We start from the raw sequence: 26,823 nt of genomic DNA on the forward strand, positions 1-26,823 counted from the left end.
GATTAAAAAGCTTATTGACATCCTGTTTACACCACTGAATAAACTGATTATACGGAAAAGTTAAAAGAATTTATACTATTCAAGAGTGGGTGAGGAGGAATTTTTTTATGCCAGTGAAACAAGCTTCACTAAAAGAGGAAGTGATTTCATGGAGAAGACATCTTCATGAAAACCCGGAGCTTTCTTTTCAAGAAATCCAAACTTCCGAATACGTGTATAACCATTTAACAAGCTTTCCTGGATTAGAAGTGACACGACCAACCAAAACAAGTGTCCTCGCTGTACTGAAAGGATCAAAAACATCTGTAGGAAAGCGGCCTGTCGTTGCTTTTCGCGCCGACATGGATGCGCTTCCAATTCAAGAAGAAGCCGATATTGACTTTCCATCTAAAAATCCAGGAGTCATGCATGCGTGTGGACACGATGCCCATACCTCTGTGCTATTGGGGGCTGCAAAAGCACTTTCTGGAATGAAAGAAGAGATTAGCGGAGAGATCCGGTTTATCTTTCAGCACGCTGAAGAAATGCCTCCGGGGGGAGCTGTGGAGTTGGTTGAAAAAGGTGTAATAGACGGAGTGGATTATGCCTTTGCTCTTCATGTGACGCCGTATGAACAAGCGGGTAAGATTTGCATGAGAGAAGGTGTACTGTGCGCAGGTAACTCTGATTTTGACATAAAGATCATTGGCTACGGCGGTCACGCTTCTACTCCAGAATTAACGGTTGACCCGATTATGGTCGGGGCAGAAATAGCCATTAACATCCAGCAGATCGTATCAAGAAAGCTGCCGGCTTTAAAATCACCGGTCATCTCCGTTACAAAATTTAACGGCGGAAGCGCATTAAACGTCATTCCAGAGACGGCAGAGCTCGGCGGCACCATCCGTTCACTCGATGATGATATCCGCTTACAGGCAAAGGGTTATGTCAATCAAATTGTAAAAGGAATTACAGAAGCGCATGGCGCCCGCTATGAAATCATCTGGCATGAAGGATACAAAAGTGTAGTCAATGACAAGGAAGCAGTCAGCATTACGAGAGAAGTAGCAGAAAATATAGTTGGCAAAGAAAACGTCATTCATGTAGAAGAGCCTCTATTCGGCGGCGAAGACTTCTCGGCGTTCTCTCGAAAAGTGCCAGCTTCCATGCAATTTATTGGTGTTCATAACCCAGACTTTGGTGAAGCCTATCCACTTCATCATCCAAAATTTAAAATTGAAGAAGAAGCATTGAAAATTGGTGTGAATTATTTTATCGGCATCGCTAAAAAAATATGTTGTCAGTAAAAGAATCGTCTATGCGATCAAAGAGACGCGGTCAATGAAAAGAAAAAACGACAATGCCCTCAACATTCCTTGCTCTAATTATTGAAAGCGTTTTATTTACTCTAAAGGAAACTAAAAAACGAAAAAGGGGAAGCGATACGAATGTTGAAAGACCCGGTTATTGCCACTATGATTATTTTGTCTTTAATAGTTGTCGGAGAAATTGTCTCAATTAAAACAAGAGCTCGGGTACCAATGCTGGCCATTGCATTATTCGGCTACTTAGTGCTCATTTGGGTTGGAGTATTCCCGGAAGATCTTTTGGACCATTCAACACTTGCGACGCTCGGTGCTTTAATGTTTGCGCCTCTAGTTGTGCATATGGGGACACTGATTCCTATGAAAATGATTAAACAGCAATACAAATCCGTGATCATTGCACTAATCGGTATCGTCATTTCAACCGGAACGATTTTATTAGTCGTTACACCTATTTTCGGCTATAAAATTGCTGCTTCTGGTGTTGGGCCAATAAGCGGTGGCGTCGTTGCCTTTATTATTACATCAGATAAATTGCATGAACTAGGCTTGGCCTCTCTTGTGACGGTTCCAGCTGTTGTTCTGGGTTTGCAAACATTGGTTGGGCTGCCATTGGCATCGTTTTTTCTTCGGCGGTACGCTAAAAAGCTTTCAGCAAACTTTGATCAGGAAAAATATCTGGTTGCTACGAGTGACGCTGCTTTTGTAAGTGGAGAGATCGATCAGGAGGAAACGAAAGTAAAAGGAAAGCAATGGCTTCCTGATAAGTATGCGACGGCTCCTATTTTAATTTTCCAATTGTTTATCGGCGGCTCTTTGGCTGTTATTTTGAATAAAGCAACGGGTATCAATTACGCTCTTTGGGCGCTGGTGATTGGCCTGGTTGGCACATATGTTGGTTTTTATCGACAAAGCATGCTCGAGAAATCTAATTCTTTCGGGATTGTTATGCTAGCTATTGTGTTCGCTATTATTCAATCCATGAATGGCGTAACGTTTGATATGCTGTTAGAATATTTCCCTGCTGTTATGATGATTCTTGCTATCGGGGCTATCGGCATTATTCTTGGTGGCTTTATCGGTTCCAAGCTTGTGAGATGGGATATGGATAAAGGAGTTCCAGTGGCTTTAACGGCAATGTTCGGCTTTCCAGGCGATTACTTAGTTTGTGAGGAAGTAAGCCGGAGTATTGGGAAAACGAAAGAAGAAGAAGAGTACATTTTTAATGAAATTTTATCTCCCATGCTAGTGGGTGGATTTACAACGGTTACGACCGCTTCCATTGTGATTGCTGGGGTTGTCATGAGCACGCTTTAAAAGAGAAGCTTGTTCAAGGACCAACCATTTATTTGAGTCTTATGCGCCTTGTCATGCTGCCTCTCCTTGGTTTTAGGGAGAGGCCTTTGCGGTGAAGCATGCTATATTTATTCCTTGTTATACAAGGTTGTCGATCTTGTTTTTATGTGATATTTTGTTCGATGTACACATTAATTGGAGGTGGAAGCTATGAATAAGAAGGCTTTTTGGATGGCAGCTTTCACCATCATCGTATGGGGGTCGTCATTTGCTGCTATTCGTGCAAGTTTACACGGCGGTTACTCGGCAGGTCATTTAGTTCTTTTGCGTTTTCTGATTGCGTCAGGCATTTTTGCGATTTATGCTCTGTGGCCCGGCACTCAATTCCGGTTGCCGAAAAAAGAGGACTTCATTAGAATTTGTGCTCTTGGCTGGATCGGCATTAGCGTCTATCAGTTATGCGTAACATTCGGAGAAAAGACGGTTTCAGCGGGTACAGCCAGCATGTTGATTGCGGCAGCTCCCGTGTTTACTGCCGTCATAGCCGTTATAGTATTAAAAGAGAAACTAGGACTATTCGGTTGGGTTGGATTGTTTGTTGGTTTCATCGGTATTTTTCTCATTACATTGGGAACAGCAGGGTCCACATTTGGCATTTCGGCAGGAGCCTTTTTAATATTAGTCGCATCCATTGCGACATCTGTTTTCTTTGTTTTTCAAAAACCACTTTTGTACAGCTACCAACCTATTGAGTTGACAGCTTATTTTACTTGGGTCGGCACTCTGCCTTTCTTCATTTTCTTCCCTGGCCTCTTTCAAGAAATTCAGGGAGCGACAACAGAAGCGACTATGGCAGCGATATATGTTGGGATTTTCCCAGCTGCCCTTGCCTATGTAACATGGGCCGTCGCTCTTTCGTTAGGTGAGGCAAGCGCGGTTACGAGTATGATGTACATTGAGCCGGTGTTTGCTATTCTCGTTGCTTGGGTGTGGCTTAAGGAATTACCGAGCACGTTGTCTGTCATCGGAGGCATCGTGGCTATTTTAAGTGTAGTAATTGTAAATGCTTTAGGAAGAAGGCGCCGCGAAACGCTGCTCAATGAGTCAGGAAATGGTAAAAGCGGAAAAGGGATAAAATATGGATATTCACTTAGTAGCAAAAGATAAACTAGAGGCACAGGGAATCCGGTGGGTGATTGAGTCTCATCTAACTGGAGTCAATCTTATTACATGGAATACTATCGAGGAATTTGAACAGATGATGGAGAGCCAGCGAGTTGCGTTCGTTATTTTGAACATGGACGGATGGTCGGATGAAAAAACAAAGCTCGGTGAAGCGTTAAAGCAAAAAAATGTTCGCTGGTTAGGTATTTCCTCTGAAAGAATCTTTCAGACAGCTTATCGAGCCTTGCGTTACCGGGCGGAGGACGTCCTGTTTCGCCCATTTTCTCCATTGGAATTAATTAAACATATTCAGCAGCTGCGTTATCAATTGCGAAATGAGCCTTCCTATTTGAATGATGATGCGAAAAATGAATATGCGGATATGGTGGACTATCCTGACCTTTTCTTAACAGAGCGCCAGTCTGGCGGCCCGATCACGATGGCCGCTTTTTTAATCCCTCAGCCGCTCATGCTGCCATTAGTCTATGAACAGCTTCTCCAGCATGCTTTTAGTGGAAGGTATCGGATTTTTGCCTTATCTGATTTTATTTTATGTGTACAAGAAACAAAAGATGCTGAGGTTTGTAAAGAGGAGTATCAAGCTTTTTTAGCTACATGGAAAGAGCGGATGGATGAGCCATTGGCTATCGTCATTCAGACAGCTTCTTCTGAAGAGTCGTTCAAAAGTATTTATCAGAAAACACGGGAGTTGACTCGACAAGTTTTCTTTCAAGGATATGATATTATTTTGGCGGAAAACGGATCAGCACATTCTCAGGAAATGGACCCATTTCTAACCCCTTTAGAGCAGCGACAATGGATTGAAATGCTCGAAAAGAGAGAAACAAAAGCGATTCGTCATTGGATGGAAAGCGCCTTTTTAACCTTCCAGCCGCCTTATCCTGATCCGGAGATCGTCCGTATCCGCTTGACGAGCATTTTGGCACAGGTCCGCCGCCATATGAAGTCACATGAACTTCAAAGTACTCAGCTAGAAGCGGCCTATCATGAGGTGTTTCAGAAAATTATCCATCAGCCAGTGATGTATCAAATTATTGAAGAGCTGCTCTCATTTGTTGAAAAATTGCTTTACGAGGATCGTGGACAACTAGAAGGGGGAGCGCGTTCTCTTGTGGAAAAGACGAGAGAACTAATTGAAGCGAATTATTGGGATTGTAATTGGAATCTAGCTGCTTGTGCAGAGGCGCTTCGTATAAATAAAAGCACGCTCAGTCGTCGCTTTGCTGCTGAGTCTGGCCAAACCTTTCGCGATACGTTGCATCAAGTGCGATTAAGGGAAGCCAAGCGACTTTTAAAGGAAACGGACTTACCATTGGAAGAAGTGGCTCGCTTAGCAGGATATAGCCACCAATCCTACTTTAATGCAAAGTTCAAATTATATGAGTCAGTCACTCCATCAGCCTACCGTTCCGGCTATTGAGAAAATTCGTGTTCTCTATTGCTCGTTCATCTCTATCCTTAGCGATTCAGTCCATACTGAATCGCTTTTATTTTTGGAAAAAGCGCTTTTCTAAAAGACTATTGTTTGTTCATTATCTTTGAGAAGCAAACTGTTGATAAAGAAGCTAATTAGAGCGGAAATCAACCACTATCTGCTTTTGCTAACTAGCAAAAAATAAATTTAAATTGAAATGAAATATAATAATAGAGAATATAATGAATTGTGTGCAAACAAAACATAAAATAATCATTAAATTATAAATAATAAACAGAATTTTCATTATAAAATAAAAGTAACAAATAAAGGAGGATGGAAAAAATGAATGTGGTGTCAAAGGAGAAAGTCAAACGTTATCGAGGAACAGAGCTAAACACAAAGGGCTGGCAGCAGGAGGCGGCACTGCGCATGTTAATGAATAACCTAGACCCTGATGTCGCGGAACATCCGGATAAACTTGTCGTCTACGGAGGAATCGGGAAAGCAGCCCGTAACTGGGAAGCGTTCGATGCCATCGTGGAAACGTTAAAAAATCTTGAAGCGGACGAAACGCTTCTTGTTCAATCAGGTAAGCCGGTTGTCGTCTTTAAAACACATACGGATGCTCCACGTGTGTTGATTGCTAATTCGAATATCGTTCCAGCTTATGCGAACTGGGAGACATTTCATGAGCTCGATCAAAAAGGATTGATGATGTATGGGCAAATGACAGCAGGAAGCTGGATTTATATTGGCTCTCAAGGGATTGTACAAGGAACATACGAAACATTTGCCGAGCTCGCAAAGCAGCATTTTAACGGTACGCTCAGAGGCACTATTACCCTGACAGCTGGTCTTGGCGGCATGGGGGGCGCTCAGCCGCTTGCTGTGACGATGAATGGCGGTGTTTGTATCGCCATCGATGTAGACGAAACGAGAATTGACCGCCGTATTGAAACTCGCTATACAGATGTGAAAACCAATTCATTAGATGAAGCCATTCGGCTGGCAGAAGAAGCAAAAAGAGAAGGAAAGGCGCTATCGATCGGTGTAATCGGAAATGCGGCAGAGCTGCTTCCAGAAATGATCGCACGAAATTTTATTCCAGATGTGTTAACAGATCAAACATCTGCTCATGATCCGTTAAATGGCTATGTCCCATCAAATATGTCTCTGGAGGAAGCAGCGAAACTTCGGGAAGCCAATCCTGAAGAATACGTGAAGCGTTCGAAAGCATCGATGGCCGTTCATGTCAAAGCGATGCTTGACATGATGGAAAAAGGAGCCGTTACATTCGATTACGGCAATAATATCCGTCAAGTAGCTAAAGATGAAGGAGTAGAAAATGCTTTTGCTTTTCCTGGATTTGTTCCGGCTTATATTCGTCCGCAATTCTGTGAAGGAAAAGGGCCTTTCCGCTGGGCCGCCTTATCAGGGGACCCGGAAGATATTTATAAAACAGACGAAGCCATTTTACGTGAATTCGCAGACAATGAGCATTTATGTAACTGGATTCGGATGGCACGGGAAAAAATTGAGTTTCAGGGGCTCCCTGCCCGCATTTGTTGGCTTGGCTACGGTGAGCGCGCCCGTTTCGGTAAAATTTTAAACGATATGGTAGCGAGCGGAGAATTAAAAGCACCGATCGTTATTGGACGTGATCACTTGGATTCCGGATCAGTTGCTTCCCCTAATCGTGAAACAGAAGCGATGAAAGACGGATCAGATGTAGTATCCGACTGGCCGCTTCTTAATGCCATGGTTAATGCAGTTGGCGGGGCAACATGGGTCTCTCTCCATCATGGCGGTGGTGTAGGGATGGGGTATTCCCAGCATTCTGGTGTCGTCATTGTTGCGGATGGCACAAAAGAGGCCGAAGCTCGCCTCCAGCGAGTTTTAACAACTGATCCAGGAATGGGTGTTGTTCGTCACGCTGATGCTGGTTATGAACTCGCAAAGAAAACAGCACGTGAAAAAGGAATCAAGATGCCAATGTTAGAAAGAGGAGATCAGTCATGACAAAGCCAATCTGGATTAAGCATGCAGCACAGTTGGCAACGCTAGCTTCAGATGTGAAAGGGCCGCGTTCAAAAGAAGCGATGTCAGAGCTCGGTTTAATAGAGGATGGCAGTTTATGGATTGAGAATGGAGAGATCAAGGCGGTCGGAACAACAGGGGAACTGGCAAAGCGTTATAAGGACAGAGTAGACCAAGCGGAGGAGGTAGATGCCTCTGGTCGCTTGGTTACGCCGGGGCTTGTTGATCCGCATACTCATGTCGTGTACGGGGGAAGCCGGGAGCGGGAATTTGAAATGCGTCTCGAAGGTGCAACGTATATGGATATTATGAATGCAGGCGGCGGCATTCATGCGACCGCCCGCATGACCCGGGAAGCGACAGAAGAAGAACTAATAGAGCAAACTACTCGCCGTTTAGATTCATTTTTAGCCCATGGAGTGACCACGGTAGAAGGCAAGAGCGGCTACGGTATGAATATAGAGACAGAGCTAAAGCAATTAAGAGTAATGAAGACGTTACAGCAACAGCATGCGATTGATCTCGTCCCGACCTTTATGGGCGCACATGCTGTCCCTCCAGAATTCAAGGGGCGGGAAGATGAATTTGTCCATCTTTTGATTAATGAGATGCTGCCTGTCGTGGCGAGCGAAAAGCTGGCCGAATTCAATGATGTATTTTGTGAAAAAGGAGTTTTTACACCAGAGCAATCTGAAAGAATACTAGAAGCGGGAAAAGAGTATGGATTAGTTCCAAAAATACATGCAGATGAAATTGAGCCTTACGGTGGAGCGGAGCTGGCAGCCAAAGTGGGGGCCATTTCAGCGGAGCACTTATTAAAAGCATCGGATGAGGGGATAGAGGCGATGGCGCAAGCAGGAACGATTGCCTGTCTCTTACCTGCAACCGCCTTGTATTTAAGGGAAGAAGCGGCAAAAGGCCGAAAAATGATTGATGCAGGTGTACCGGTAGCGATCTCTACTGACTGCAATCCAGGGTCATCGCCGACTACCTCTATGCCGCTCGTCATGAATCTAGCTTGTATTTCAATGCGACTGACACCGGCAGAAGCTTTAACAGCCGCTACGTATAACGCTGCCTGCGCCATTAGTCGCCAACAACAAATCGGTTCGCTCGAAGTCGGAAAACAGGCCGATATCGTGCTATGGAACGTGAAGAACTATCAGGAGCTGCAATATTTATTTGGTGTTAACCACGTTCATTCTGTCTGGAAAAAGGGCATTCAAGTGGTGAATCAAGAAGAAAAAGAGCTTGCTGCAAGCCTTCGTACGGTTACAAAATAAGAAGAAACGTTTCACGTGAAACATTTTTCAATACGACAAAAGGAGCTGTCTATATGAGCTATAGACAGCTCCTTTCTTATGAAAACCTAATAAGAAAACTTTCTCGCCCGACTTGTATACAAGCGATATAGCATGAAAGCAATGACGGAAAGGATGATTCCTGAAATATACGGCAGTCCGATGGCGATGGAAAAGAGCCAGCCGCCTAATGGTGGACCTGCAATTCTGCCGAGTGAATCAAATGATGACAGCAGGCCAGTCGTACTTCCGTGGCCGCTCTTGGATATTTTCGTTAGTAAAGCGGAGACCCCGGGGCGAATCATGCCGTTGCCGATTCCAAAGATCGTTAGAAAAATAGCCGCTGTGGCAAAGCTATCCGTAAGCAGAATCAATCCAAAGCCAATGGCTGAGATGAGAATGCCTATTTGAATCACAAAGCCTTCACCAAATTTTTTCGTTAATCTGCCCACTAATCCCCCTTGAACAAAAGCACTAGCGAATCCCATAATCATAAAAATGTAACCTAAGTTCACACTTTCAAGACCTGCTTTTTTAGCACCGTAATAAGCAAAGGTCGCTTCTAAACCAGATAACGATACTGAAATAAATAATTGCAGAATAAACAAAATAGATACGGCTCCACGTAAAGACTGGCGGAGTGACTGCTTCTCTTTCTGTCCGTTATGTCTGTTCTCAGCCGTCAGCGATTCTTTCAATAAAAAGAGAACGAGAAAAAACGTCAAAAGAGAAGAAAACCCAGCAATGTAAAAAGGCATACTTAAGCTTGTTTTCGAAAACACGCCGCCGATCGCTGGGCCAAAAATAAACCCCAATCCAGTAGCCGCCCCGATGACTCCCATTCCTTTTCCGCGTTCTTCCGGAGTCGTAATATCCGCCGCATATGCCATCACGGTAGGCATGTTAGCGGCGGATAAAATACCGCCAACGATCCTTGCCACAAACAGCATCCAAAGGGCAGAGGAAAAGCCCATTAGAAAAAAGGAAAGGGAAAGGCCTAAAATGCCGATCATAATAACAGGTTTGCGGCCGATACGGTCAGAGATCCGTCCCCACATAGGTGCAAACAAAAGCTGCATTAAAGAATAAACCGCCATCAGCAGCCCTAGCTGTGTAGGCGAAGCCCCAATGTTTTCGGCGTAAAACGGTAAAACAGGAATAATGATGCCAAAGCCAACCATGACGAGAAACATGACGACAAACAAAATAGGCAAAGCTTTTTTTGTTTCTAACATAATGTTCACTTCCATTTCTAAATGTGATAAATACTGAAAATGGCTATTACGCTAAGCCATATGATAAAGCTGGACGGCAATATAAAGAGCCACTCCCCAAATAATAAGAGCCGATACTTTATTGAGGAGCTTCAAAAATTTCCCCTCTGTATCTAAACTGCCAACTGCTCTGCCTGCTGTGGCAAGACTAAAAAACCATATCCAAGAGACGATAATACAGGCAGCAGTAAAGGCGATTTTTTCTGCACCGGAATACCCCAAGGAGCTCATACCAATGACTCCTACTGTATCAAGTATAGCGTGAGGGTTAAGTAAAGACACGGACATAGCAAAAAGGATCTGCTTTTTAGGCGACATGGCTGCTTTCTTTGCATCCAAGTTTGCAGGTTCACTCTTCCAGACAGACCACCCCATATACATTAAAAATAGCAGTCCAATTAAATAAAAAATTACTTGTAATGCCGGAATAGACAATACAATGACAGAGACACCTAAAACAGCTAGTAAAATGAGCAAGGTGTCACAAAGTGAAGCAGTAATAATAACGGGAATGGCTCCTCTAAATTTAGGCTGCGAAGCCCCTTGATTAAAAACAAAGACGTTTTGGGCACCAAGAGGCAAAATTAACCCGAAGGCTAAAGCAATCCCGTGGAGTAAGGCAGCTAACATGAACATTCTCCTTCGTTATTCAACCAAATAATCTAATTAAAATAAAATTGTTCTGTGTTTTTATACAATATATCATACACTTCCTCTGCTTCCATCTTTTTAATGAAAGCGATCTCTGCTATGGTGCGGTGAATCATCTGAGGATGGGTTATAGCTTTTGAAAAGGGCCCGGCAAATGGCCAAGGCCCATCTGTTTCAACCATCATTTGAGACAAAGGATACTGCTTAACGATGTCTTGAATTTCTCGTTCATATAAGATGTCGGGCGTGATGGAGATAAAATAACCGTTAGCCGCCATGCGCTTCCTGGTTTCTTGGCTTCCCTTGAACCAATGAAAATGCTCCTTCGTGATGGAATGCTTTTCTAATAGAGCACAGACAATGGGCGCATCTTCGTAAACAGCGTGAAGAATAATAGGCTTATTCAGTGCAGCTGCCTGTTGAATGAATTGTTCTAGAAGTTCAATATACGGTTCTATTGGAATAGCAGCGTCTTCTTTTCGTAAATAATAGGGCAAGCCTACTTCACCGACAGCAATCATTTCTGCCTGGTGCTTTTTCATAAATAACAATAGATCTGCTAACTCATTTTCTGTTAGAGGGGCTTGTTCCGGATGAAAACCAAAAGCTGCTTTAATCCTTTTGTCTTGCTGAGATAGTGCTAAGTTTGTTTTAGAAGAAGCAAGGTGCTGGGAGACCGAAATGAGCGCTTTAACATGATGTTTTTCCATGTCTTGCAAAATGATAGCTTGTTCTTCCATGGAATATAAGTCTAGATGGATATGAGAATCAATGATCCACTTATTCATTTGATTCCTCCACTTTATGTTTCATATGTAAAAGTATTCTGTACATGGATCTTCTACAGCCATTATGAATCATTTTTAATGTCTAGGGAATAGACAGGTGCCAATAAAGCAATAAAGTCTGCCTAATGCTGCAGATTTTTAGGCTGTCGGCAAATGCTCACCTTCCTCATTGTTTTTGCTTGTCTTCATAAAGAGAGTGATCCTCTTACAGGGGCTCAAAATCAGGGCTAGGAGCCGCTGTCTAAACTTTTTTGGAAAAGGGAAAGAGCTGATTTCATCATAATATTAGTAAAGAAAAGCCTGTTCAGGAAGTTCCTGAACAGGCTTCATTCGCAGTTAATCAAATATGTAAGCAAGGGCCTTCATTGCCTGATCCACATTTTCAACGGTGACATTGGCTTTTCTAGATAGTTCTTTTAATGGGTGATGCAAGGATTCAGGACGGATCAAAATAAGCGGTTTGCCGAAAGTAACAGCAGCGCTTGCATCCATTGCTGTATTCCATTGTTTGTATTTCTCTCCGAACAGGGCAATGACTAGATCTGCCTTTTTCATGAGTACTTCGGTACGCAAGTTATTAAGACTTGAGGCCGCTGCGTCACGGAAAATGGCATTTGGCTGCTTACCTAAAATTTCTTCACCGATATCATCAGAGCGGTCATGGTTTTCCATCGGACCGACAAAGTCAATTGGAAGTTTAAGGGCTGCCGCTTTTTGCTTAATTTCTTCTCGCCAAGAGCTATGGATTTCTCCAGCCAAGTAAACAGTTAATCTCATCATGCATCCTCCTAACACATATTTCCTTCAGTATAGCATCCTTTTAACTTTTAATTAACTGAACTCACATTCAAAGAATCACGATCATGGAGTTTTAAGACGAAAGGGACATGAGGTACAGAAAAATAACTTCTAAGAAGAATAGCTGTTTTAAACTGATTACGACTTTCTGCGTCTGCGGGTATGCTGATGAATCAGTGAAAGGTCTTCTATCTTTTTTTCTATCTTTGTCAATCTATTTCCTAGAGAAGTGAGGTGGCTGTTCATGGAGGTGAGCGAGTCTAGGATTTCTTTTAAAGTGGGCTTCTGCATATAATCTCCTTCTTTCTTGGAGTAAGCTGCTGCTCCGTTATAGATTCAAGGAAATAGATGATCGTTAGACATTTGCCTTTTTTTGTTATAGATAATGTACTGATTCCCTGCCTAGGAACAATAAAACATTGGGAACAAAGAACGAAGCTGTTGTTTTGCGGGCATTTGGATATGAAGTATAATAAAGGAGAATCTTAAAAATAAAGGTGGTTTAACAATGACAAACGAGAATGAAAACCTAAATTTGCCTCCAAAAACATGTACAATTGAACGGTTAGTTACGGTTCCGGCAGATGTTGAAAAAGTATTAAATGGAAAAAAAACAGCCACACGTCGTAACGGCAGATATGCAGACATTGGCGAGATTATGACACTTGAAGGTCAAGAATTTGTTGTTGAACGTGTATATTCACAATCCCTTGGAGAGTTAACAGACGAGCAAGCAAAGCAGGAAGGGTACGAAAGCCTGGAAGAATATAAGGATTCTATTTTATCAATGCATCCCGGCATGCCTTGGGTGCCAAGCATGAAGGTATGGGTTCACGAGTTTAGTCCTGTGCAGAAGTAATTTGTAAAAAATGAATATTGCATACCAATTTCTTTTGTATACACATATTTTGAGCGCTGTCGCATCCATCGGTCCGTTTTTTGTCCTGCTCGCTTTAATTAAAAAAATGCGAGTAGCCGAGGCTGATGCACAGCAGGCCTATATACACGTATTTTCTTCTTCCGTGAGACTAGTTAAGCATGCGGGCCATGTGTTGGTGGCTTCAGGCGTTTTACTTATCCTAAATGGGCCGTGGTCATGGAAAACATCTTGGGTTGTGATGACAATCATCGTCATGTTCAGTTCCATATTTTTCCTCGCGCGGGCCTTTTCCCCGACATTGAAGGGATTTAATGAGCCAGGGGCTAATAAGCAGGCACTTGTGGACAAACTGCATCGGTCTGTCTGGATTTATATCTTTTTGTTGATGCTTATGCTGTGGTTTATGACGATGAAGCCGAATTTATGGTAAGTTGTCTGCCTCTATCTTAGAACTTATTAAGATCAAGTGAAGCTGAACGCTTAAAGCGTTTGTCCTCACTTGATCTTTTTTTGTTGCTAAGAGCTCTTTACTCTGATAACGTGGTAATATACTAAAATTTTCCAAATTATAATTGACTCTCATTTTAGGTTGAGTTTATAATAATAAGCAAGCAACCAATTATTTTTATTTTTAATGTAGGTGGTGGTTGAATGGCGCAAGCAATACAGATTGGGAAGATTGCCACCTTACTTGCTATGCTGGATGATGAAGAGAGCCGCATGTTTGAAGCGGCATTTAGTCAAGTGTCATTTTGCCAGGGAAAAGTAGGATCGATGAATACCCAAAAGGTCATTTCAGCTGTTGAAACAGCAGTGAAAAGACACCAGTTAATTGAAGAAGATGTATATAGGGAAACTCATGCTTTATATCATGCGATTCTCGAAGCGTTAGAAGGGGTAACGAGAGGACGCCTCGCCATTGGTGAAATGATGAGAACCGTTGGCCTTCGCTTTGCTGTTGTACGGGGAAAGCCGTATAAGGAAGCGAACGAGGGTGAATGGATTGCGGTTGCTTTTTACGGCACAATCGGTGCTCCTGTAAAAGGGTTAGAACATGAGGCAATTGGCCTTGGGATTAATCACATTTGATTCGGCTGTTGGCAAACGCACGCTTTTTTCGGTGTTCACCTGTCTATAGTGTTCATGACTCTGTAGTCACTTTGCTTCTCGCCAGGTTTTGTACCTTAAAAGACAAGCGTTTTCATTCAGTGAATCATAAAGCATGCTTATTTATAACACAAGCCACAAATGAAGGCAGCTGATGCGGGAAACTAGTTGCATCGACCTTCTTGTTGAGGGCTGTACCTTTAAACCATCCAATTGAATAAACTAAATCATGACCTATAGTAACGAGACGTTAGGAGGTGATGATGGCTTATTTTTATATGCCATCGTCACCTCTTTTTATGTTTTTGAGCTAAAAAAGGAGGAATTACAAATGGCAGTCGAATTAACAGGAAATTCTTTAACAGTTGAGCAGTTAAAAAGAGTTTGTTTAGAGCAGGAAAAAATAAAAATTTCAGAGGAAAGCATGGAACGGGTACAGAAAAGCCGGTTAGCAGTAGACCGAATTGTGTCAGAAAAGAAGACGATTTATGGGATTACGACAGGCTTTGGGAAGTTTAGTGATGTCGTGATCAATGAAACAGACGTACAAGAGCTGCAGCTCAACTTAATCCGTTCTCATGCCTGCGGTGTGGGCCATCCTTTCCCGGAAGTGGTATCCCGCGCTATGATGGTGCTGCGTCTTAACGCTTTATTAAAAGGTTTTTCAGGTGTTCGTCCGGTGTTAGTTAATACGCTGGCAGAGCTTATTAATCAGTCTGTTCATCCTTATATCCCTCAACAAGGTTCTTTAGGGGCATCGGGTGATTTGGCACCGCTTTCCCATCTGGCTCTAGTCTTAATTGGTGAAGGCAAGGTGCATGGAGAACATGGTGAACCCGTTGATGCAGCTAGTGTGTTAAAAGATAAAGGCATCCAGCCGATTGTTTTGCAGGCGAAAGAAGGGTTGGCGCTTATTAACGGTACACAGGCTATGACGGCTATGGGTGTAATCAATTATATAGAGGCAGAGCAACTCGCTTACGACAGTGAATGGATTGCTGCTTTAACGATGGAGGGGCTAGAAGGAATCATTGATGCTTTTCATCCGGCTATTCATGAAGCACGAGGCTATCCACAGCAGCTCGCTGTTGCTAAACGGGTGAGCGAATGGGTAGAGGGGAGTCAGCTGATTACACGACAAGGGGAAAAGCGTGTACAGGACGCTTACTCGATCCGCTGTATCCCACAGGTGCATGGTGCTTCGTGGCAGGCACTCGATTATGTAAAAGAAAAGCTGGAAATCGAAATGAATGCAGCGACAGATAATCCGCTTATTTTTGAAGATGGGGCGCTTGTTATCTCAGGCGGTAACTTCCACGGTCAGCCGATTGCACTAGCGATGGACTTTATGAAAATTGCGGTTGCGGAGCTCGCTAATATTTCCGAGCGCCGGATTGAAAGGCTCGTTAATCCGCAATTGAATGATCTTCCTCCATTTTTAAGCCCACAGCCTGGTTTGCAATCTGGAGCTATGATTATGCAATACGCAGCGGCTTCGCTTGTATCAGAAAACAAAACATTGGCCCACCCGGCAAGTGTTGATTCGATTCCTTCTTCTGCCAATCAGGAAGACCATGTCAGCATGGGAACAATCGCTGCTCGCCACGCCGGTATGATTATCCAGAATGTTCGCCGCGTGTTGGCTATCGAGTGCATTTGCGCTATGCAGGCGTTAGAATACAAAGGGATCGAAAAAGCTTCGCCGAAGCTGCGTACTAAGTGGGAACAGCTGCGTAGCATCGTGCCAAGCATGGCGAAAGACCGCGTATTTTCCGAAGACATTGAAAGGCTGAACCAAGCTTTACATCCAATCACTTGTGACCGGCTTAGAAAGAGAGTATCTGATCTTGCTTAATATGTATGAAAGAGTGTCAGCTCGTTAATAAAGAGCTGACACTTTTTCTTTTGGCAGCGGTCATATGATATGATCGAAGTAATAAAAATTCGGACAACTTCCTAGCTCTTCTATACATCTTGAATAAAGGAGTCGATAGAGTTGAACCAGTTCATGACCCTTTTGATTTGTTTGATCGGCATGCCTATGATTGGTTTTCTTGTTTATACTTCACTTGAGCGTTTTATGAGTCGCCTGAATGATAAAGAAGAAATAAAGTCAGAACTGAATAGACTAAATCAATTAGCGGAATGCAGCAGCTGCGGGCGGCTAAGTCGAACGTATCAAAGAGAACTTGCCCGCTACGATTTGCTTTTTAATAGGGGTGTCCTTCATAAAACAGAGTTGTCATGTCCTCATTGTAAAAAGGAAAGTGATTTTCTTCCCATTACAGTGAATTTATCCTTCCACGATACACATTTGGATTGTTTGTCTTTACAGAAGAGCGAGTATACTGAGTTTAAAAAACAAAGAGAGCAATACGAGGAACTCTTATATTTATCAAAGGTGGACAAGTCTTTTAAAAATAAAATTCAGCAAACAGAATCGGACTGCTAGGAAATTTAACTCTTGGATGAAGGTACCTTCTACTTACTGTACCCGTTTATAAAGTAAATGGACTAACTAAACTTAAGGTTATAAAGAAGAGTTCGTAAGCAGATTTCTTGGGAAATAAATTGTTAAAATAATGATAAATATTTAAAGTTTGATCGCTAAACATGGAGGTGATGGAGTGGGAAATGAGGGAGAACTACAGCCATTCACAGCTGAAGTTATTCGAGTGTTGAAGGAAATACCATCTGGATATGTTGTAACATACGGACAAATTGCGCGAATAGCGGGCAGCCCGCGTGCGGCTCGGCAAGTAGTGCGGATTCTACATTCGATGAGCAGGAAATATAAGCTGCCCTGGCACCGGGTGGTAAATGCCAAGGGAGAGATCGCTGTTCCAGATGAGGAATCTCGTGAAGTACAGCGAATGCTGCTGGAGCAGGAAGGGATTTTGTTTACGGAAGATGGGCGTGTGGATTTAAAACAGTTCGATAAGAAGAAGCAAACCTAATGCAAAAAAGGCATGAAACAATGGATCGTTAAATATATAGTATAAGCGGAATGTAATAAAGGCGATAATAGAGGTTCTTATCTTACGGTGAGAAAGGAGCTGATCGGAGCAGACAGGCGGTCTCCCTTTCCAAAACAGTTTTTTTTGGCTAGAATGGAGAAGGGAAGAAAAGTCTTCCCGCTCGGTTTTTTAATAATACGATAAACGTAATGAGGTATGAACATATGCTGAATGAAGAAATTTATCAAGAGCTGATTGCTATTTGCGGTGAGAAAAACGTGCTTCGTGATGAGCCGCTGAAAGATCATACTTTAGTAAAAATCGGCGGCAAGGCAGACTTTTTAGTGATGCCTGACACATATGAAACCGTCGCACAAGTTATTCGTCTAAAGGAAAAGCACCAATTGCCGTTTACTCTGCTTGGAAATGGCTCAAATGTAATCGTCCGAGATGGCGGCATTCGTGGCATCGTGCTGCAATTTAAACATTTAACCGAACTGCGTGTTGAAGGAAATGCATTAATCGCCCAAGGCGGTGCGAATATCAAGGATGCTTCTCGTTTAGCGTACGAACATAGTTTGGCTGGATTAGAGTTTGCTTGTGGAATTCCGGGATCAATCGGCGGAGCCATGGTGATGAATGCCGGCGCTTACGGCGGTGAAGTAAAGGATGTTATTGACCACGTGAAAGTGGTGACGCAGCAAGGTGAGCTTCGTACGTTACAAAAAGATGAACTGGAACTTGGCTACCGTACAAGTATCATTAGTAAAAATAAAGACATTGTACTTGAAGCTGTTTTCGCTCTTGAAGAGGGCGACCAAGCTGTCATTAAAGAGAAGATGGATGATTTTACTTTCCAGAGAGAATCAAAACAGCCGCTTGAGTATCCTTCTGTCGGCAGCGTATTTAAACGGCCTCCAGGCTATTTTGCAGGGAAATTAATTCAAGATAGCGGTTTGCAGGGCAAAGGAGTCGGCGGAGCTGAAGTATCAACGAAGCACGCTGGATTTATCATTAACAAGAACAATGCGACAGCAGCGGATTACATTGCCACTATTGAAATGGTTCGCAAGAAAGTAAAGGAAACGTTCGGAGTAGAACTTGAGTTAGAGGCTAAAATTGTCGGCGAAGAAGTGAATTAAGCTTTATTAGACAGTCCTGGATCAGGGCTGTTTTTTTAGTGGGAAATATTCGATGGGTTTAAAAAAGAATAGCCATTTTTTAAGGGAAAAGATAAAGTTTAAATGAATAAACTGATAAATAACAGTTTTTTTAAATTAGATTAATAAGACGAAGAGATAGCAGGGGGAGAAAATGGTTTTTCTAAGTTTTTTAGTAACGATTATCTGTCTGATTGGCAGCATTACAGGATTAATGTCCAACCCAACAAATAGTGAAAGAACCATCTTAATTGGATGGCTTGTATTTGGCATTGTCCTATTTATAGTGACTGTTTTTTGGTATCGCAAAAGGAGGAGACAGGGGAAAATAGATGATCTGTCGGACTGCTGTGATTGTCCACCAAGCACGTTTAACTTAAAAGGGTTTGATTGCGATAAGGATGGGGACTGTGATTGCAGTCCGGATTGTTCATCATGAAAAGTTTTTTCATCGATCTTTTCACGTTGCAATTTATGCCCTGTCACCGCAAGCCAGAGAGATCGCTTGTAATAAAAGAAAAGCAATTTCCTGTTTGCTTTCGGTGTATGTTTTTATTAATTGGGCTGCTTTTGTCTGGACCGCTGTCTATTTATGGGCTATCTTGGCCGCTCCCGCAGTCTTTTGCTGTCGCTATTCTAGCTTGCTTGCCGCTGCTCGCAGATGGTTTTACGCAAAGATGGAAAATACGTGTAAGCAATAATATTCTACGCAGTGTAACAGGGCTGGCCGCCGGAATCGGCCTTGCGCAATTTGCTGTAGTGGCAGCAAACATTGGTGTCGCGCTAATCTTATCTTGACATCATTATAATTATCATAAAGAAAGCTGTCTTTTTGCTTAAAAGACAGCTTTAATGATGTTCTTTGATGACCGGCGGCTCTTTCAAAAGGCTGCCAATCGCTGCAATGATTAATAGTATCCCTGTAAAAAGAAAACCTTCTGCTATAGTCAAGGCAAGCAGGCCGGTTACACCTGAGCCGGCAACGACTCCGAATGAAAAGAAAGCATAGAAGTAGCCATATGCCTTGCCGCGGTGGGCAGGAGCTACAGCCTCCACTAGCAGAGAATTAAGAGAAGGGAATAAGAAAGCAAAGCCAATACCGTACAGTGCCATACATACATAAAGGAATGAAATGTCTTTAACTTGGCTGGCTAAAGCAAGGCTTATCCCCATCATCGTCATGCCGAATGCCAGCGTTGAGGTTGATTGAATCCGGTCAAACACTCGATTAGTTGGCAACAGAAAAATTAGAACTGCCACGATTCCAAACACACTCAACAGCATTCCGCTTGTTTGGGAATCATAGCCGAGAAGAATAACTTTCAATGGCAGCATATAGGCAAGCACACCTTGAGAAAACATCAGCAAAAATGCACCAATAAATGCTTTTACCACGTTAGTGCTCTTGAAAAAATCCCGTACTTTCATGCGATCGGCCTGTTCTGCCTTTTTCTCTGCTTTTACGTTTGTGCGCAGCCGAAATAGTGTTAGTACTCCAAGAAGAAGAAGTGCCAAAGCGGTCACGGTTAATACGGTCGTTTCATTCGTTCTGCTGGCAACAATCCCGCTGAATGCCGGACCGATGATGGCGGCCATGCCGACAAATGCACCTGAAATAGCGGCACCTTTTCCTTTCTTTCCTTCCTCGGCTGCATTAGCTAAATAAGTGAATGCAGCAGGGACAATGAGCCCAGCGAGCAAACCGTGCAGGAAGCGAATGGCCAGAAGCGACCAGGCATCTACAACGAAGTGATAAAGCAATAGGGAAGCTCCCGTTAATAACAAGCCGGCAAGTAAAACCCGAAAGGCTCCTTTTTTGTCGGTGAGAAAACCTGAAAGGATGTTTCCGATTGTATTAGAGAAAGAATACATACCGACAGCCAGTCCTGTTAAAAAGGGCGTGGCGCCGAGAGATTCTGCAAAAGGGCTCATGATCGGCAGCTGGGTAAACAAATCAAAAAACGAGAAGAAAATAATCACATAAACGAAAATACGCATATTTTAGCCGCTCCTATCTTGTTGTCCTTTCTACTATTCTTCTTTTCGTCTAAAGTTTTGTCAAGGCAGCTTATGGCTTTTGACGTATTTCTATCTTTAATTGTTGAGTCTTTGCATAAAATGCTTCAAAATAAGAGAGTGTATGGACGACGTCTCGTCTCCATGTAACCGATAAGCAGGTTTCTCTCTGTTAAAGTATAAAAAGAGGAGTTTTTGTGATGAATAAAGTTTTATTTTGGCTTTCTTGGGGACTTGCCTTTCTCATTATAAATCTATCTACTCTTCCCATTGCAGCCTTTATATTATACGGTCCAGAAGACGAGGCAGGTGTGTTTTCCACTCCTTTTATAAGAGTGGTCGGTCTCTTTTTTATCATTAATTTGATTACCCTGCAGATGTTTATTGCGGGCCGTAAAGAGAACAAGAGAGGTTTTGCAGTTGGGTTAAGCATTGCCGTTCTGCAAGTGGCAGGCATTATTATTTTTATGTCTACCATTTCAACGACAGCTGTCCTTTTTGTTATGCTTGTTCTTGTTATAGCAGCCGTCTTGCTCGTGAAGGAAATACGGCGCAGAGCTTACTACTAAGGTGTTAGGCTAGGCTGCTGGTCAAAGAGAATAAGCGTCTTTGGATAAACTTTGTCTAAAAGGGCAAAGTTTTTTATTTGTTAAATTTTGAGACCTTTCACCCTTTGTGCTATCGTTTAGTAAATAAGTTATTTTATGTAAAAAAATAAATTGTTTGCGAAGAGGGAGAGGTTGTATTATCTATGAATCATTCTCAGAACGATCGCAGCTTTATTCCATTTACAAAAGAATTCACGAAGAACCCTTATCCTGCTTATAAAAAATTAAGAGAAACAGACCCTGTGTACCGGATTATGCTGCCTGACGGTCAGAATGGCTGGATGATTACGACATACGAAGCAGCCGTTGAAGCCCTAAAGGATAAACGATTTATTAAAGACTTTTCTAAGCTGTTCGGCGGCAGTATGGACCACGGAAGTGTGTTTACTCAAAATATGCTATTTTCTGATCCGCCTGATCACAAACGGCTGCGTGGGCTCGTTCAAAAAGCCTTTACTCCAAATATGATTGCCGGCATGAGGGGACGGATTCAAGAAATTACAAATGAACTTTTAGATCAAGCAGCCAGCAAGGAAAAGATGAATTTAATTGATGATTTTGCTTTTCCACTGCCCATTATCGTTATTTGTGAAATGCTCGGCGTTCCTTCATCAGATCGTGATAAGTTTCGCCTTTGGTCTAATTCATTAATTGAGGGAGCAAATGGAGAGAACGCTCAGAATATTTACCAGCATATGAATGAATTTATTGAATATCTCGGTCAATGGTTTGAGAAAACCCGGCAGCATCCTGGAGATGACTTGATTAGCCAGCTCATTCATGCCGAGGATGAGGGTGACCAACTGACAGAAAGAGAGCTATATGGAGTCGTATCGCTTCTCATTATTGCCGGCCACGAAACAACCGTCAATTTAATTGGAAATGGCATTCTTGCCCTATTGGAACATCCTGATCAATTCAAGCTGCTGCAGCATAATCCGGATTTGATTCACACCGCAATTGAGGAACTGCTTCGCTTTAATGGGCCTGTTGAATTTAGTACCTCTCGTTGGGCGGGCGAAGACTTAGAGTTCAAAGGGAAGTTCATGAGAAAGGGCGAAGTGGTCATGATTGCCCTTAATTCGGCCAATCATGACCCTTCCCAATTTAAGGACCCTGACATTCTTGATATTACGAGAGAAAAGAGCCCGCACTTGGCGTTTGGAAAAGGCATTCACCTTTGTCTCGGTGCACCGCTTGCCCGGCTGGAAGGAGAAATTGCCATTAATAGCCTGCTTCAGTGCTTTCCTAAATTAAAGCTAAGTGTTCATCCTGATGAGCTGGAGTGGAGACCGGGAATGATTGTCCGCGGTGTAAAAGAAATTCCTGTTGTTTTGCGTTAAGTACGAAAACGTTCCTATTCCCCGGAGAATAAAAAGAGATATTTGGGCAACCGGCGAATACGCTAAAGTAAAGGAGGGAGAAAATTGGATATTTTGATTTTGGGGGGTACGCGTTTTGTTGGCAGATTTCTAGTGAAAGAGGCTCTAAAAAAGGGACATCGGGTAACATTGTTTAACCGGGGCAGCCATTCAGCTCTAATAAATGGGGTGGAGCAGCTAGTAGGTGACCGTAACGGAGATCTGCAGGCACTTGCAGGCCGGCGTTGGGATGCAGTGATTGATACGTGCGGCTTTGTTCCGAGAGCGGTTAAGGCGTCGTGCCAGATGCTTCAGCACACAGATCACTATACATACATTTCAAGTCAGTCCGTCTACGAAGATATGGCAAAGCCAGGCTTGGATGAGAAGGATGCCGTACTAACAATGGATTACGATAAAGTAGAAGAGATTACAGGGGAGACAGCAGGGCCTATATATGAATATTACGGTCCATTAAAAGCGCTGAGTGAAAAGGCAGCGGAACAAAAGTTGCCGGGAAAAGTGCTGGTTGTACGTGCTGGCCAAATTGTCGGACCGTATGATTATACGGATCGGCTCCCGTACTGGGTGAAACGTGTAGCAGAGGGCGGAGAAGTTCTCGCACCTGGGCGCCCTGAGCGTCCTATACAGCTTATTGATGCCCAAGATTTAGCCAAATGGATTATTTCCTGTATAGAAAAAAACATCACCGGTACGTTTAATGCGAACGGTCCAGAAGGTTTTTTAACGATGGGAGAACTGTTAGCAGAATGCAAGCGGGCTAGTCAAAGTGATGCGGTGTTTACCTGGGTATCAGAGGGATTTTTAGAGCATCACCAAGTAGGAGCGTGGGGAGAGATGCCGCTTTGGCTTCCGGAAGACTATCCTTTGCCGGGGGAGGAAAAGCCTTGGAACGGCTTTTTTACTGTCAATAATACAAAAGCGATACAGAAGGGATTAACCTTCCGGCCGCTTGCTAATACAATCAAAGACGTATTAGAATGGGAAACTTCTCGTTCTGATGAAGAGCGCAAAGCCGGAATGAGCAGAAAGAGGGAGCAGGAACTCCTGCAAGCGTGGCACCAACAAGTACATCCTGCTTTATAAAATAAAAAGAGGGTGTTCCAAAAGTAGGCTTTTGGGACACCCTCAGGTTTTTATTGTTGTGGCTGCTCGTTCAGCTGTTTGACTCTTTCCTGCCATTCTTCTTCCGAAATTCCATGTTCTGCGACATATCTGTTGCGTGGATGGACGCGGCATTCATGAGAGCAGCTGCGTAAATATTTATGTTCATTTTCTTCTGAGGCTAGAATTTTTTGATTACATTCCGGATTTGCACAGTTCACGTAGCGCTCGCAAGGCTCTCCGGAGAAATAGTCGCGGCCGACAATCACGTGTTCTTTTTGATTAACAGGAACACTGATGCGTTCATCAAATACATAACATTGTCCGTCCCATAATTCGCCTTGTACTTCTGGGTCTTTTCCGTAAGTGACAATTCCGCCATGCAGCTGGCCAACATCTTCAAAGCCTTCTTTTAACAACCAGCCAGAAAACTTCTCACAACGGACACCGCCTGTGCAGTACGTTAAAATCTTTTTGCCCTCTAATTTTTCTTTATTTTGACGAACCCAGTCCGGAAGCTCACGGAAATTTCGGATGTCCGGTTTGATGGCTCCTCTAAAGTGGCCGAGATCATATTCATAATCATTGCGAGCATCGAGAATAACGGTGTCTTCTTGCTGCATTTGTTCAAAGAATTCTTTAGGCTCTAAGTACTTCCCAGTAAGCTCTAAAGGATTCACATCTTCCTCTAAGCGAAGTGTCACAAGCTCTTTCTTCGGGCGAACCTTCATCTTTTTAAACGCATGGCCTTCCTCCTCGTCAATCTTATATACCATGTCGGCAAAGCGAGGATCTTTTTTCATTTCGCTCATGTATTTCTCTGTTTGTTCCACAGTTCCTGATACGGTTCCGTTGATCCCTTCATGAGAAACTAAAATGCGCCCTTTCAATCCAAGTTCTTTGCAAAACTCCAAATGCTTGGCAGCGTACTCTTCCGGATTATCTATAGAAACATAATGGTAATACAATAAAACTCTATATGGTTTTGTGGTAATCAATGTTCTTACCGCCTTTTATTAAAATAATTTTATCGTGAAAAACAAAAGAGTCTTTTGTTTTATTTTTAAACATACATTACTATTTAAACAATTTTTCAGCAAGATAGCAAATGTTAGTTTTTTCAATTAGCCAAGCAGCTATTGGTTTAAATGAGGCGAAATATTCTGTATAATTATAATGGAATAATAACTATACTAACAAAAGTAGATGGAGGAATAAAATGGGTACTATTGACCTGCAGAAAAAAAGTTTGAAAGTCGTTCTCGAAAAAAAGCAATTAACGACAGTGACAGCACGTGTCGGTTTGGTGCTTGATATTACCGGGTCGATGAGGGCGCTTTATAAAAATGGCACAGTTCAAAAAGTGGTGGAACGGATTTTAGCTGTAGCTGCCGAATTTGATGATGATGGACTGCTTGATATTTGGGTATACGACAACGAATTTTCCCGGCTTCATCCAGTAACAGAGAAGGACTTTGACGGATATGTTGACCGTGAAATTTTACATAACGACAGTGTGCACAAATTTGGCAGAAATGAAGAGCTGCCTGTTATGAAAGATGTTTTGACAAAGTATTTGCAAGAGGAGCCTGCAGAGGAACCAGCTTTTATTGTGTTCATTAATGACGGTGGCTGTCGGAAAAATATTAAGTCGCTTATTGAAGGATCAGCAGACAAGCCGTTATTCTGGCAGTTTGTCGGCATTGGCAACGGCAACTTTGACTTTTTGAGAAAGCTCGACACGTTAGAAGGAAGAGTGACAGACAATGCCAACTTCCTTCATATCGAAGAAATCGAAAAAATCTCTGATGACGAGCTTTATGATGCGCTCTTAAATGAATTTCCAAGCTGGCTGCAGGAAGCGAAACAGAAGGGGATTTTAGTAGAAAATGCTGTAAAAGAAGTGGCAGCAGCAGAGCCGGAACCCGAGTCAGCACCTGAACAAAAAGAACAGAAAGGGTTTTTTAGCAGGCTGTTCAATAGATAAACGCACAGCGCTGGATCATGAATCCAACGCTGCCTTATTTATCAATCCTGCTTTTTATGTGTATCGGCATAAATAGCCATTGCCTCGCACATAAACTTAGCAAGCCCTTTGCCGAATTGGTCGATGTTTTTAGTGAAGCGTTCATCAGCGACATACATTTGGCCGAGCCCTTTAAAAGCATCAAGCGAATAGCTTCCCATCTTATTTAAAAAAACGTACCATTCCTGAATAGCTGTTTGGGCTTCTTCGGAATGAGGCGGATCATGGCGGAGAGCGGCAAGTTTCGTATAAATCGCATTCATGCTTTTAGAGAGATCACTTTGCTCTTCTTTCGACATGTTTGCTAGTTTAGCGTTTGATTCATCTACCGCTTGATCTCCCCAGCGTTCTCGTGCTTCTTGTTCATAAGGATTTTCGCTAAAATCAAAGCCTTCAAACTTTTCTTTGTTTGACATCGGAATGTCTCCTTTCATATGTTGAATGGTTTTTTCGACAGTGGCAATCATTTGATCAAGCCGACGCCGTTTCTCGACCAGCATTTTTTGATGCAATTCTAACGCTTCCTGGCGATCAAATGAAGGGCTATAAATAATTTCTTTTATCTTCTTTAAAGGGAAGCCGATCTCTCTAAAAAACAAGATTTGCTGCAGTAATTCAAGATCATCATCTGTGTAAAGGCGGTAGCCTGCTTCTGTCGTATTAGTCGGGGACAACAGGCCGATCTGATCGTAATGGTGTAGTGCGCGCACACTAATTCCGGCTATATTCGCGACTTCTTTAATCTTCATTACCATGTGATTGCCTCCCTTATATGTGTACTATAAAGTATGACGTAACGAGAGAGTCAACGGCAAATTCGAGAGTTATCATTTATTTTTTTAAGCACTCAGATAGAAAAAGAAATCATTTTAAAGGAGAGGGTTAGATTGATTTCCATTGATCCAGCATCCAACAGTGTAAAGGATAATTACAAACTTTTAATTGGGAGCATCGTGCCAAGACCCATTGCCTTTGTGACGACGAAAACTGAAAAGGGAACGTTAAACGGTGCCCCATTCAGTTACTTCAACATCATATCCGCCAATCCGCCGATGGTATCTTTGGCGATCCAGAGAATTGGAGAAAAGCAAAAAGATACCGCCCGCAATGCTATTCAGTTGAAGGAATTCGTTGTTCACATTGTAACAGAGTCCAATGTGGAAAAGGTGAATGAGACAGCAGCCCTTCTTCCAGCTGAGGAAAGTGAGATTGAGCTAGCAGGCTTAACTCCGGTCGAGAGTCTAAAAATTTCCGTGCCAGGTGTTCAAGAGGCGGGTGTTCGGATGGAATGTGTGCTCGAGCATGCCTTAGAATTAGGAGGGGGAGAGGCGCCATCCAGCGATCTCTTAATTGGAAGAATCGTTCTTTTTCATTTTGATGAACAGATTTATAAAGAGGGAAAAATTGATTACAGTGAGTTGAAAGCTGTCAGCCGGTTAGCGGGTGCTGATTATGCAAAAATAGGCGAAATATTCTCTTTAGAAAGACCAAAATAATGAGGAAGAGGTCTCTTTAAAAGTCAGCTAGCAGCG

27 protein-coding genes are annotated in these 26,823 nt (G+C 42.8%); 20 read left to right on the forward strand and 7 right to left on the reverse strand.

The annotated features are described in order from the left end of the window. The first annotated feature begins 107 nt into the window (after positions 1–107). From A8F95_RS20665 to hutI, 6 genes are all read left to right on the forward strand, one after another. Entirely contained in the window at positions 108–1,286 is a 1,179-nt protein-coding gene (locus A8F95_RS20665; RefSeq protein WP_065412273.1) for a M20 metallopeptidase family protein, read from the forward strand. Between the two features lie 141 nt (positions 1,287–1,427). Next, the gene (locus tag A8F95_RS20670; protein ID WP_065412274.1) at positions 1,428–2,621 is read left to right on the forward strand and encodes a hypothetical protein; all 1,194 of its coding nucleotides are present in this window, start codon (positions 1,428–1,430) and stop codon (positions 2,619–2,621) included. A 189-nt stretch (positions 2,622–2,810) separates the two neighbouring features. Then, the gene (locus A8F95_RS20675; RefSeq protein ID WP_065412275.1) at positions 2,811–3,767 is read left to right on the forward strand and encodes a DMT family transporter; all 957 of its coding nucleotides are present in this window, start codon (positions 2,811–2,813) and stop codon (positions 3,765–3,767) included. Next, positions 3,739–5,205, forward strand: a complete 1,467-nt coding sequence (locus A8F95_RS20680) for a response regulator transcription factor (RefSeq protein ID WP_065412276.1) — start codon at positions 3,739–3,741, stop codon at positions 5,203–5,205. The genes A8F95_RS20675 and A8F95_RS20680 overlap by 29 nt, the downstream gene beginning before the upstream one ends. 339 nt (positions 5,206–5,544) lie before the next feature. Beyond that, positions 5,545–7,221 (forward strand): urocanate hydratase, encoded by a 1,677-nt coding sequence (gene hutU / locus A8F95_RS20685; protein ID WP_065412277.1) that lies wholly within the window; start codon positions 5,545–5,547, stop codon positions 7,219–7,221. Beyond that, entirely contained in the window at positions 7,218–8,522 is a 1,305-nt protein-coding gene (hutI, locus tag A8F95_RS20690; protein ID WP_065412278.1) for an imidazolonepropionase, read from the forward strand. Before hutU ends, hutI begins: the two co-directional genes overlap by 4 nt. Positions 8,523–8,608: 86 nt before the next feature. Here the strand turns inward: hutI and A8F95_RS20695 are convergent, their stop codons facing one another. From A8F95_RS20695 to A8F95_RS20710, 4 genes are all read right to left on the reverse strand, one after another. After that, on the reverse strand, positions 8,609–9,775 hold the full coding sequence (locus A8F95_RS20695; protein ID WP_065412279.1) for an MFS transporter: 1,167 nt from the start codon (positions 9,773–9,775) through the stop codon (positions 8,609–8,611). 51 nt (positions 9,776–9,826) lie between these two features. Further along, on the reverse strand, positions 9,827–10,444 hold the full coding sequence (locus A8F95_RS20700; RefSeq protein WP_065412280.1) for a LysE/ArgO family amino acid transporter: 618 nt from the start codon (positions 10,442–10,444) through the stop codon (positions 9,827–9,829). A gap of 32 nt (positions 10,445–10,476) precedes the next feature. Continuing rightward, positions 10,477–11,253, reverse strand: coding sequence for a TatD family hydrolase (locus A8F95_RS20705; RefSeq protein WP_065412281.1), 777 nt, complete (start codon positions 11,251–11,253; stop codon positions 10,477–10,479). Between the two features lie 336 nt (positions 11,254–11,589). After that, on the reverse strand, positions 11,590–12,030 hold the full coding sequence (locus A8F95_RS20710; RefSeq protein WP_065412282.1) for a YtoQ family protein: 441 nt from the start codon (positions 12,028–12,030) through the stop codon (positions 11,590–11,592). A 529-nt stretch (positions 12,031–12,559) separates the two neighbouring features. On the opposite strand from A8F95_RS20710, the gene A8F95_RS20715 reads away from it, so the two are divergent. The 9 genes from A8F95_RS20715 to A8F95_RS20750 all read left to right on the forward strand — a co-directional run bounded on the left by A8F95_RS20715 (position 12,560) and on the right by A8F95_RS20750 (position 18,953). Next, positions 12,560–12,910 carry an ASCH domain-containing protein gene (locus tag A8F95_RS20715; protein ID WP_049659507.1) on the forward strand — a complete coding sequence of 117 codons (351 nt, stop codon included), beginning with the start codon at positions 12,560–12,562 and terminating at the stop codon, positions 12,908–12,910. 16 nt (positions 12,911–12,926) lie between these two features. After that, entirely contained in the window at positions 12,927–13,361 is a 435-nt protein-coding gene (locus A8F95_RS20720; protein WP_176713787.1) for a hypothetical protein, read from the forward strand. Between the two features lie 221 nt (positions 13,362–13,582). Further along, positions 13,583–14,020 carry a histidine utilization transcription antiterminator HutP gene (gene hutP / locus A8F95_RS20725; protein WP_049659511.1) on the forward strand — a complete coding sequence of 146 codons (438 nt, stop codon included), beginning with the start codon at positions 13,583–13,585 and terminating at the stop codon, positions 14,018–14,020. Positions 14,021–14,369: 349 nt separating this feature from the next. Next, positions 14,370–15,893 carry a histidine ammonia-lyase gene (gene hutH / locus A8F95_RS20730; protein WP_065412284.1) on the forward strand — a complete coding sequence of 508 codons (1,524 nt, stop codon included), beginning with the start codon at positions 14,370–14,372 and terminating at the stop codon, positions 15,891–15,893. A 141-nt stretch (positions 15,894–16,034) separates the two neighbouring features. Continuing rightward, positions 16,035–16,490: a hypothetical protein gene (locus A8F95_RS20735; RefSeq protein ID WP_065412285.1), complete on the forward strand. Its 456-nt coding sequence runs from the start codon at positions 16,035–16,037 to the stop codon at positions 16,488–16,490. Positions 16,491–16,665: 175 nt separating this feature from the next. Further along, on the forward strand, positions 16,666–16,995 hold the full coding sequence (locus A8F95_RS20740; RefSeq protein ID WP_065412286.1) for an MGMT family protein: 330 nt from the start codon (positions 16,666–16,668) through the stop codon (positions 16,993–16,995). A 224-nt stretch (positions 16,996–17,219) separates the two neighbouring features. After that, positions 17,220–18,137, forward strand: a complete 918-nt coding sequence (gene murB / locus A8F95_RS20745) for a UDP-N-acetylmuramate dehydrogenase (RefSeq protein WP_095407502.1) — start codon at positions 17,220–17,222, stop codon at positions 18,135–18,137. A 172-nt stretch (positions 18,138–18,309) separates the two neighbouring features. Next, positions 18,310–18,594 (forward strand): hypothetical protein, encoded by a 285-nt coding sequence (locus A8F95_RS22215; protein WP_141676310.1) that lies wholly within the window; start codon positions 18,310–18,312, stop codon positions 18,592–18,594. A 35-nt stretch (positions 18,595–18,629) separates the two neighbouring features. Beyond that, positions 18,630–18,953: a DUF2085 domain-containing protein gene (locus tag A8F95_RS20750; RefSeq protein ID WP_245671476.1), complete on the forward strand. Its 324-nt coding sequence runs from the start codon at positions 18,630–18,632 to the stop codon at positions 18,951–18,953. A 51-nt stretch (positions 18,954–19,004) separates the two neighbouring features. Here the strand turns inward: A8F95_RS20750 and A8F95_RS20755 are convergent, their stop codons facing one another. Then, on the reverse strand, positions 19,005–20,153 hold the full coding sequence (locus A8F95_RS20755; protein WP_065412288.1) for an MFS transporter: 1,149 nt from the start codon (positions 20,151–20,153) through the stop codon (positions 19,005–19,007). 218 nt (positions 20,154–20,371) lie between these two features. On the opposite strand from A8F95_RS20755, the gene A8F95_RS20760 reads away from it, so the two are divergent. From A8F95_RS20760 to A8F95_RS20770, 3 genes are all read left to right on the forward strand, one after another. Further along, entirely contained in the window at positions 20,372–20,740 is a 369-nt protein-coding gene (locus A8F95_RS20760) for a hypothetical protein (RefSeq protein ID WP_065412289.1), read from the forward strand. Positions 20,741–20,922: 182 nt separating this feature from the next. Then, positions 20,923–22,122, forward strand: coding sequence for a cytochrome P450 family protein (locus tag A8F95_RS20765; protein ID WP_065412290.1), 1,200 nt, complete (start codon positions 20,923–20,925; stop codon positions 22,120–22,122). 84 nt (positions 22,123–22,206) lie between these two features. Next, positions 22,207–23,247 carry an NAD-dependent epimerase/dehydratase family protein gene (locus A8F95_RS20770; RefSeq protein WP_065412291.1) on the forward strand — a complete coding sequence of 347 codons (1,041 nt, stop codon included), beginning with the start codon at positions 22,207–22,209 and terminating at the stop codon, positions 23,245–23,247. A gap of 50 nt (positions 23,248–23,297) precedes the next feature. Here A8F95_RS20770 and trhO read toward each other — a convergent pair whose 3' ends face one another. Continuing rightward, positions 23,298–24,263 carry an oxygen-dependent tRNA uridine(34) hydroxylase TrhO gene (trhO, locus tag A8F95_RS20775; protein WP_065412292.1) on the reverse strand — a complete coding sequence of 322 codons (966 nt, stop codon included), beginning with the start codon at positions 24,261–24,263 and terminating at the stop codon, positions 23,298–23,300. A 221-nt stretch (positions 24,264–24,484) separates the two neighbouring features. On the opposite strand from trhO, the gene A8F95_RS20780 reads away from it, so the two are divergent. Beyond that, positions 24,485–25,252, forward strand: a complete 768-nt coding sequence (locus tag A8F95_RS20780) for a vWA domain-containing protein (protein WP_065412293.1) — start codon at positions 24,485–24,487, stop codon at positions 25,250–25,252. 41 nt (positions 25,253–25,293) lie between these two features. Here the strand turns inward: A8F95_RS20780 and A8F95_RS20785 are convergent, their stop codons facing one another. Then, complete coding sequence (locus A8F95_RS20785; protein ID WP_065412294.1) at positions 25,294–26,046, reverse strand: MerR family transcriptional regulator; 753 nt, start codon at positions 26,044–26,046, stop codon at positions 25,294–25,296. A 132-nt stretch (positions 26,047–26,178) separates the two neighbouring features. Here A8F95_RS20785 and A8F95_RS20790 point away from each other — a divergent pair, with 132 nt between their 5' ends. Further along, entirely contained in the window at positions 26,179–26,787 is a 609-nt protein-coding gene (locus tag A8F95_RS20790) for a flavin reductase family protein (protein WP_065412295.1), read from the forward strand. Positions 26,788–26,823: the final 36 nt, after the last annotated feature.

This window comes from Pseudobacillus wudalianchiensis (assembly GCF_001685015.1).
Lineage (GTDB): Bacteria > Bacillota > Bacilli > Bacillales > Domibacillaceae > Pseudobacillus > Pseudobacillus wudalianchiensis.

Coding starts and splice junctions, on each gene's coding strand:
- A8F95_RS20785 (WP_065412294.1), bottom strand. CDS start 26,046: ATGGTAATGAAGATTAAAGAAGTCGCGAATATAGCCGGAATTAGTGTG.
- A8F95_RS20680 (WP_065412276.1), top strand. CDS start 3,739: ATGGATATTCACTTAGTAGCAAAAGATAAACTAGAGGCACAGGGAATC.
- murB (WP_095407502.1), top strand. CDS start 17,220: ATGCTGAATGAAGAAATTTATCAAGAGCTGATTGCTATTTGCGGTGAG.
- A8F95_RS20760 (WP_065412289.1), top strand. CDS start 20,372: ATGAATAAAGTTTTATTTTGGCTTTCTTGGGGACTTGCCTTTCTCATT.
- A8F95_RS20715 (WP_049659507.1), top strand. CDS start 12,560: ATGACAAACGAGAATGAAAACCTAAATTTGCCTCCAAAAACATGTACA.
- A8F95_RS20695 (WP_065412279.1), bottom strand. CDS start 9,775: ATGTTAGAAACAAAAAAAGCTTTGCCTATTTTGTTTGTCGTCATGTTT.
- A8F95_RS20700 (WP_065412280.1), bottom strand. CDS start 10,444: ATGTTAGCTGCCTTACTCCACGGGATTGCTTTAGCCTTCGGGTTAATT.
- A8F95_RS20675 (WP_065412275.1), top strand. CDS start 2,811: ATGAATAAGAAGGCTTTTTGGATGGCAGCTTTCACCATCATCGTATGG.
- hutI (WP_065412278.1), top strand. CDS start 7,218: ATGACAAAGCCAATCTGGATTAAGCATGCAGCACAGTTGGCAACGCTA.
- A8F95_RS20705 (WP_065412281.1), bottom strand. CDS start 11,253: ATGAATAAGTGGATCATTGATTCTCATATCCATCTAGACTTATATTCC.
- hutP (WP_049659511.1), top strand. CDS start 13,583: ATGGCGCAAGCAATACAGATTGGGAAGATTGCCACCTTACTTGCTATG.
- hutH (WP_065412284.1), top strand. CDS start 14,370: ATGGCAGTCGAATTAACAGGAAATTCTTTAACAGTTGAGCAGTTAAAA.
- A8F95_RS20750 (WP_245671476.1), top strand. CDS start 18,630: ATGCCCTGTCACCGCAAGCCAGAGAGATCGCTTGTAATAAAAGAAAAG.
- hutU (WP_065412277.1), top strand. CDS start 5,545: ATGAATGTGGTGTCAAAGGAGAAAGTCAAACGTTATCGAGGAACAGAG.
- A8F95_RS22215 (WP_141676310.1), top strand. CDS start 18,310: ATGGTTTTTCTAAGTTTTTTAGTAACGATTATCTGTCTGATTGGCAGC.
- A8F95_RS20670 (WP_065412274.1), top strand. CDS start 1,428: ATGTTGAAAGACCCGGTTATTGCCACTATGATTATTTTGTCTTTAATA.
- A8F95_RS20665 (WP_065412273.1), top strand. CDS start 108: ATGCCAGTGAAACAAGCTTCACTAAAAGAGGAAGTGATTTCATGGAGA.
- A8F95_RS20755 (WP_065412288.1), bottom strand. CDS start 20,153: ATGCGTATTTTCGTTTATGTGATTATTTTCTTCTCGTTTTTTGATTTG.
- A8F95_RS20780 (WP_065412293.1), top strand. CDS start 24,485: ATGGGTACTATTGACCTGCAGAAAAAAAGTTTGAAAGTCGTTCTCGAA.
- A8F95_RS20710 (WP_065412282.1), bottom strand. CDS start 12,030: ATGAGATTAACTGTTTACTTGGCTGGAGAAATCCATAGCTCTTGGCGA.
- A8F95_RS20765 (WP_065412290.1), top strand. CDS start 20,923: ATGAATCATTCTCAGAACGATCGCAGCTTTATTCCATTTACAAAAGAA.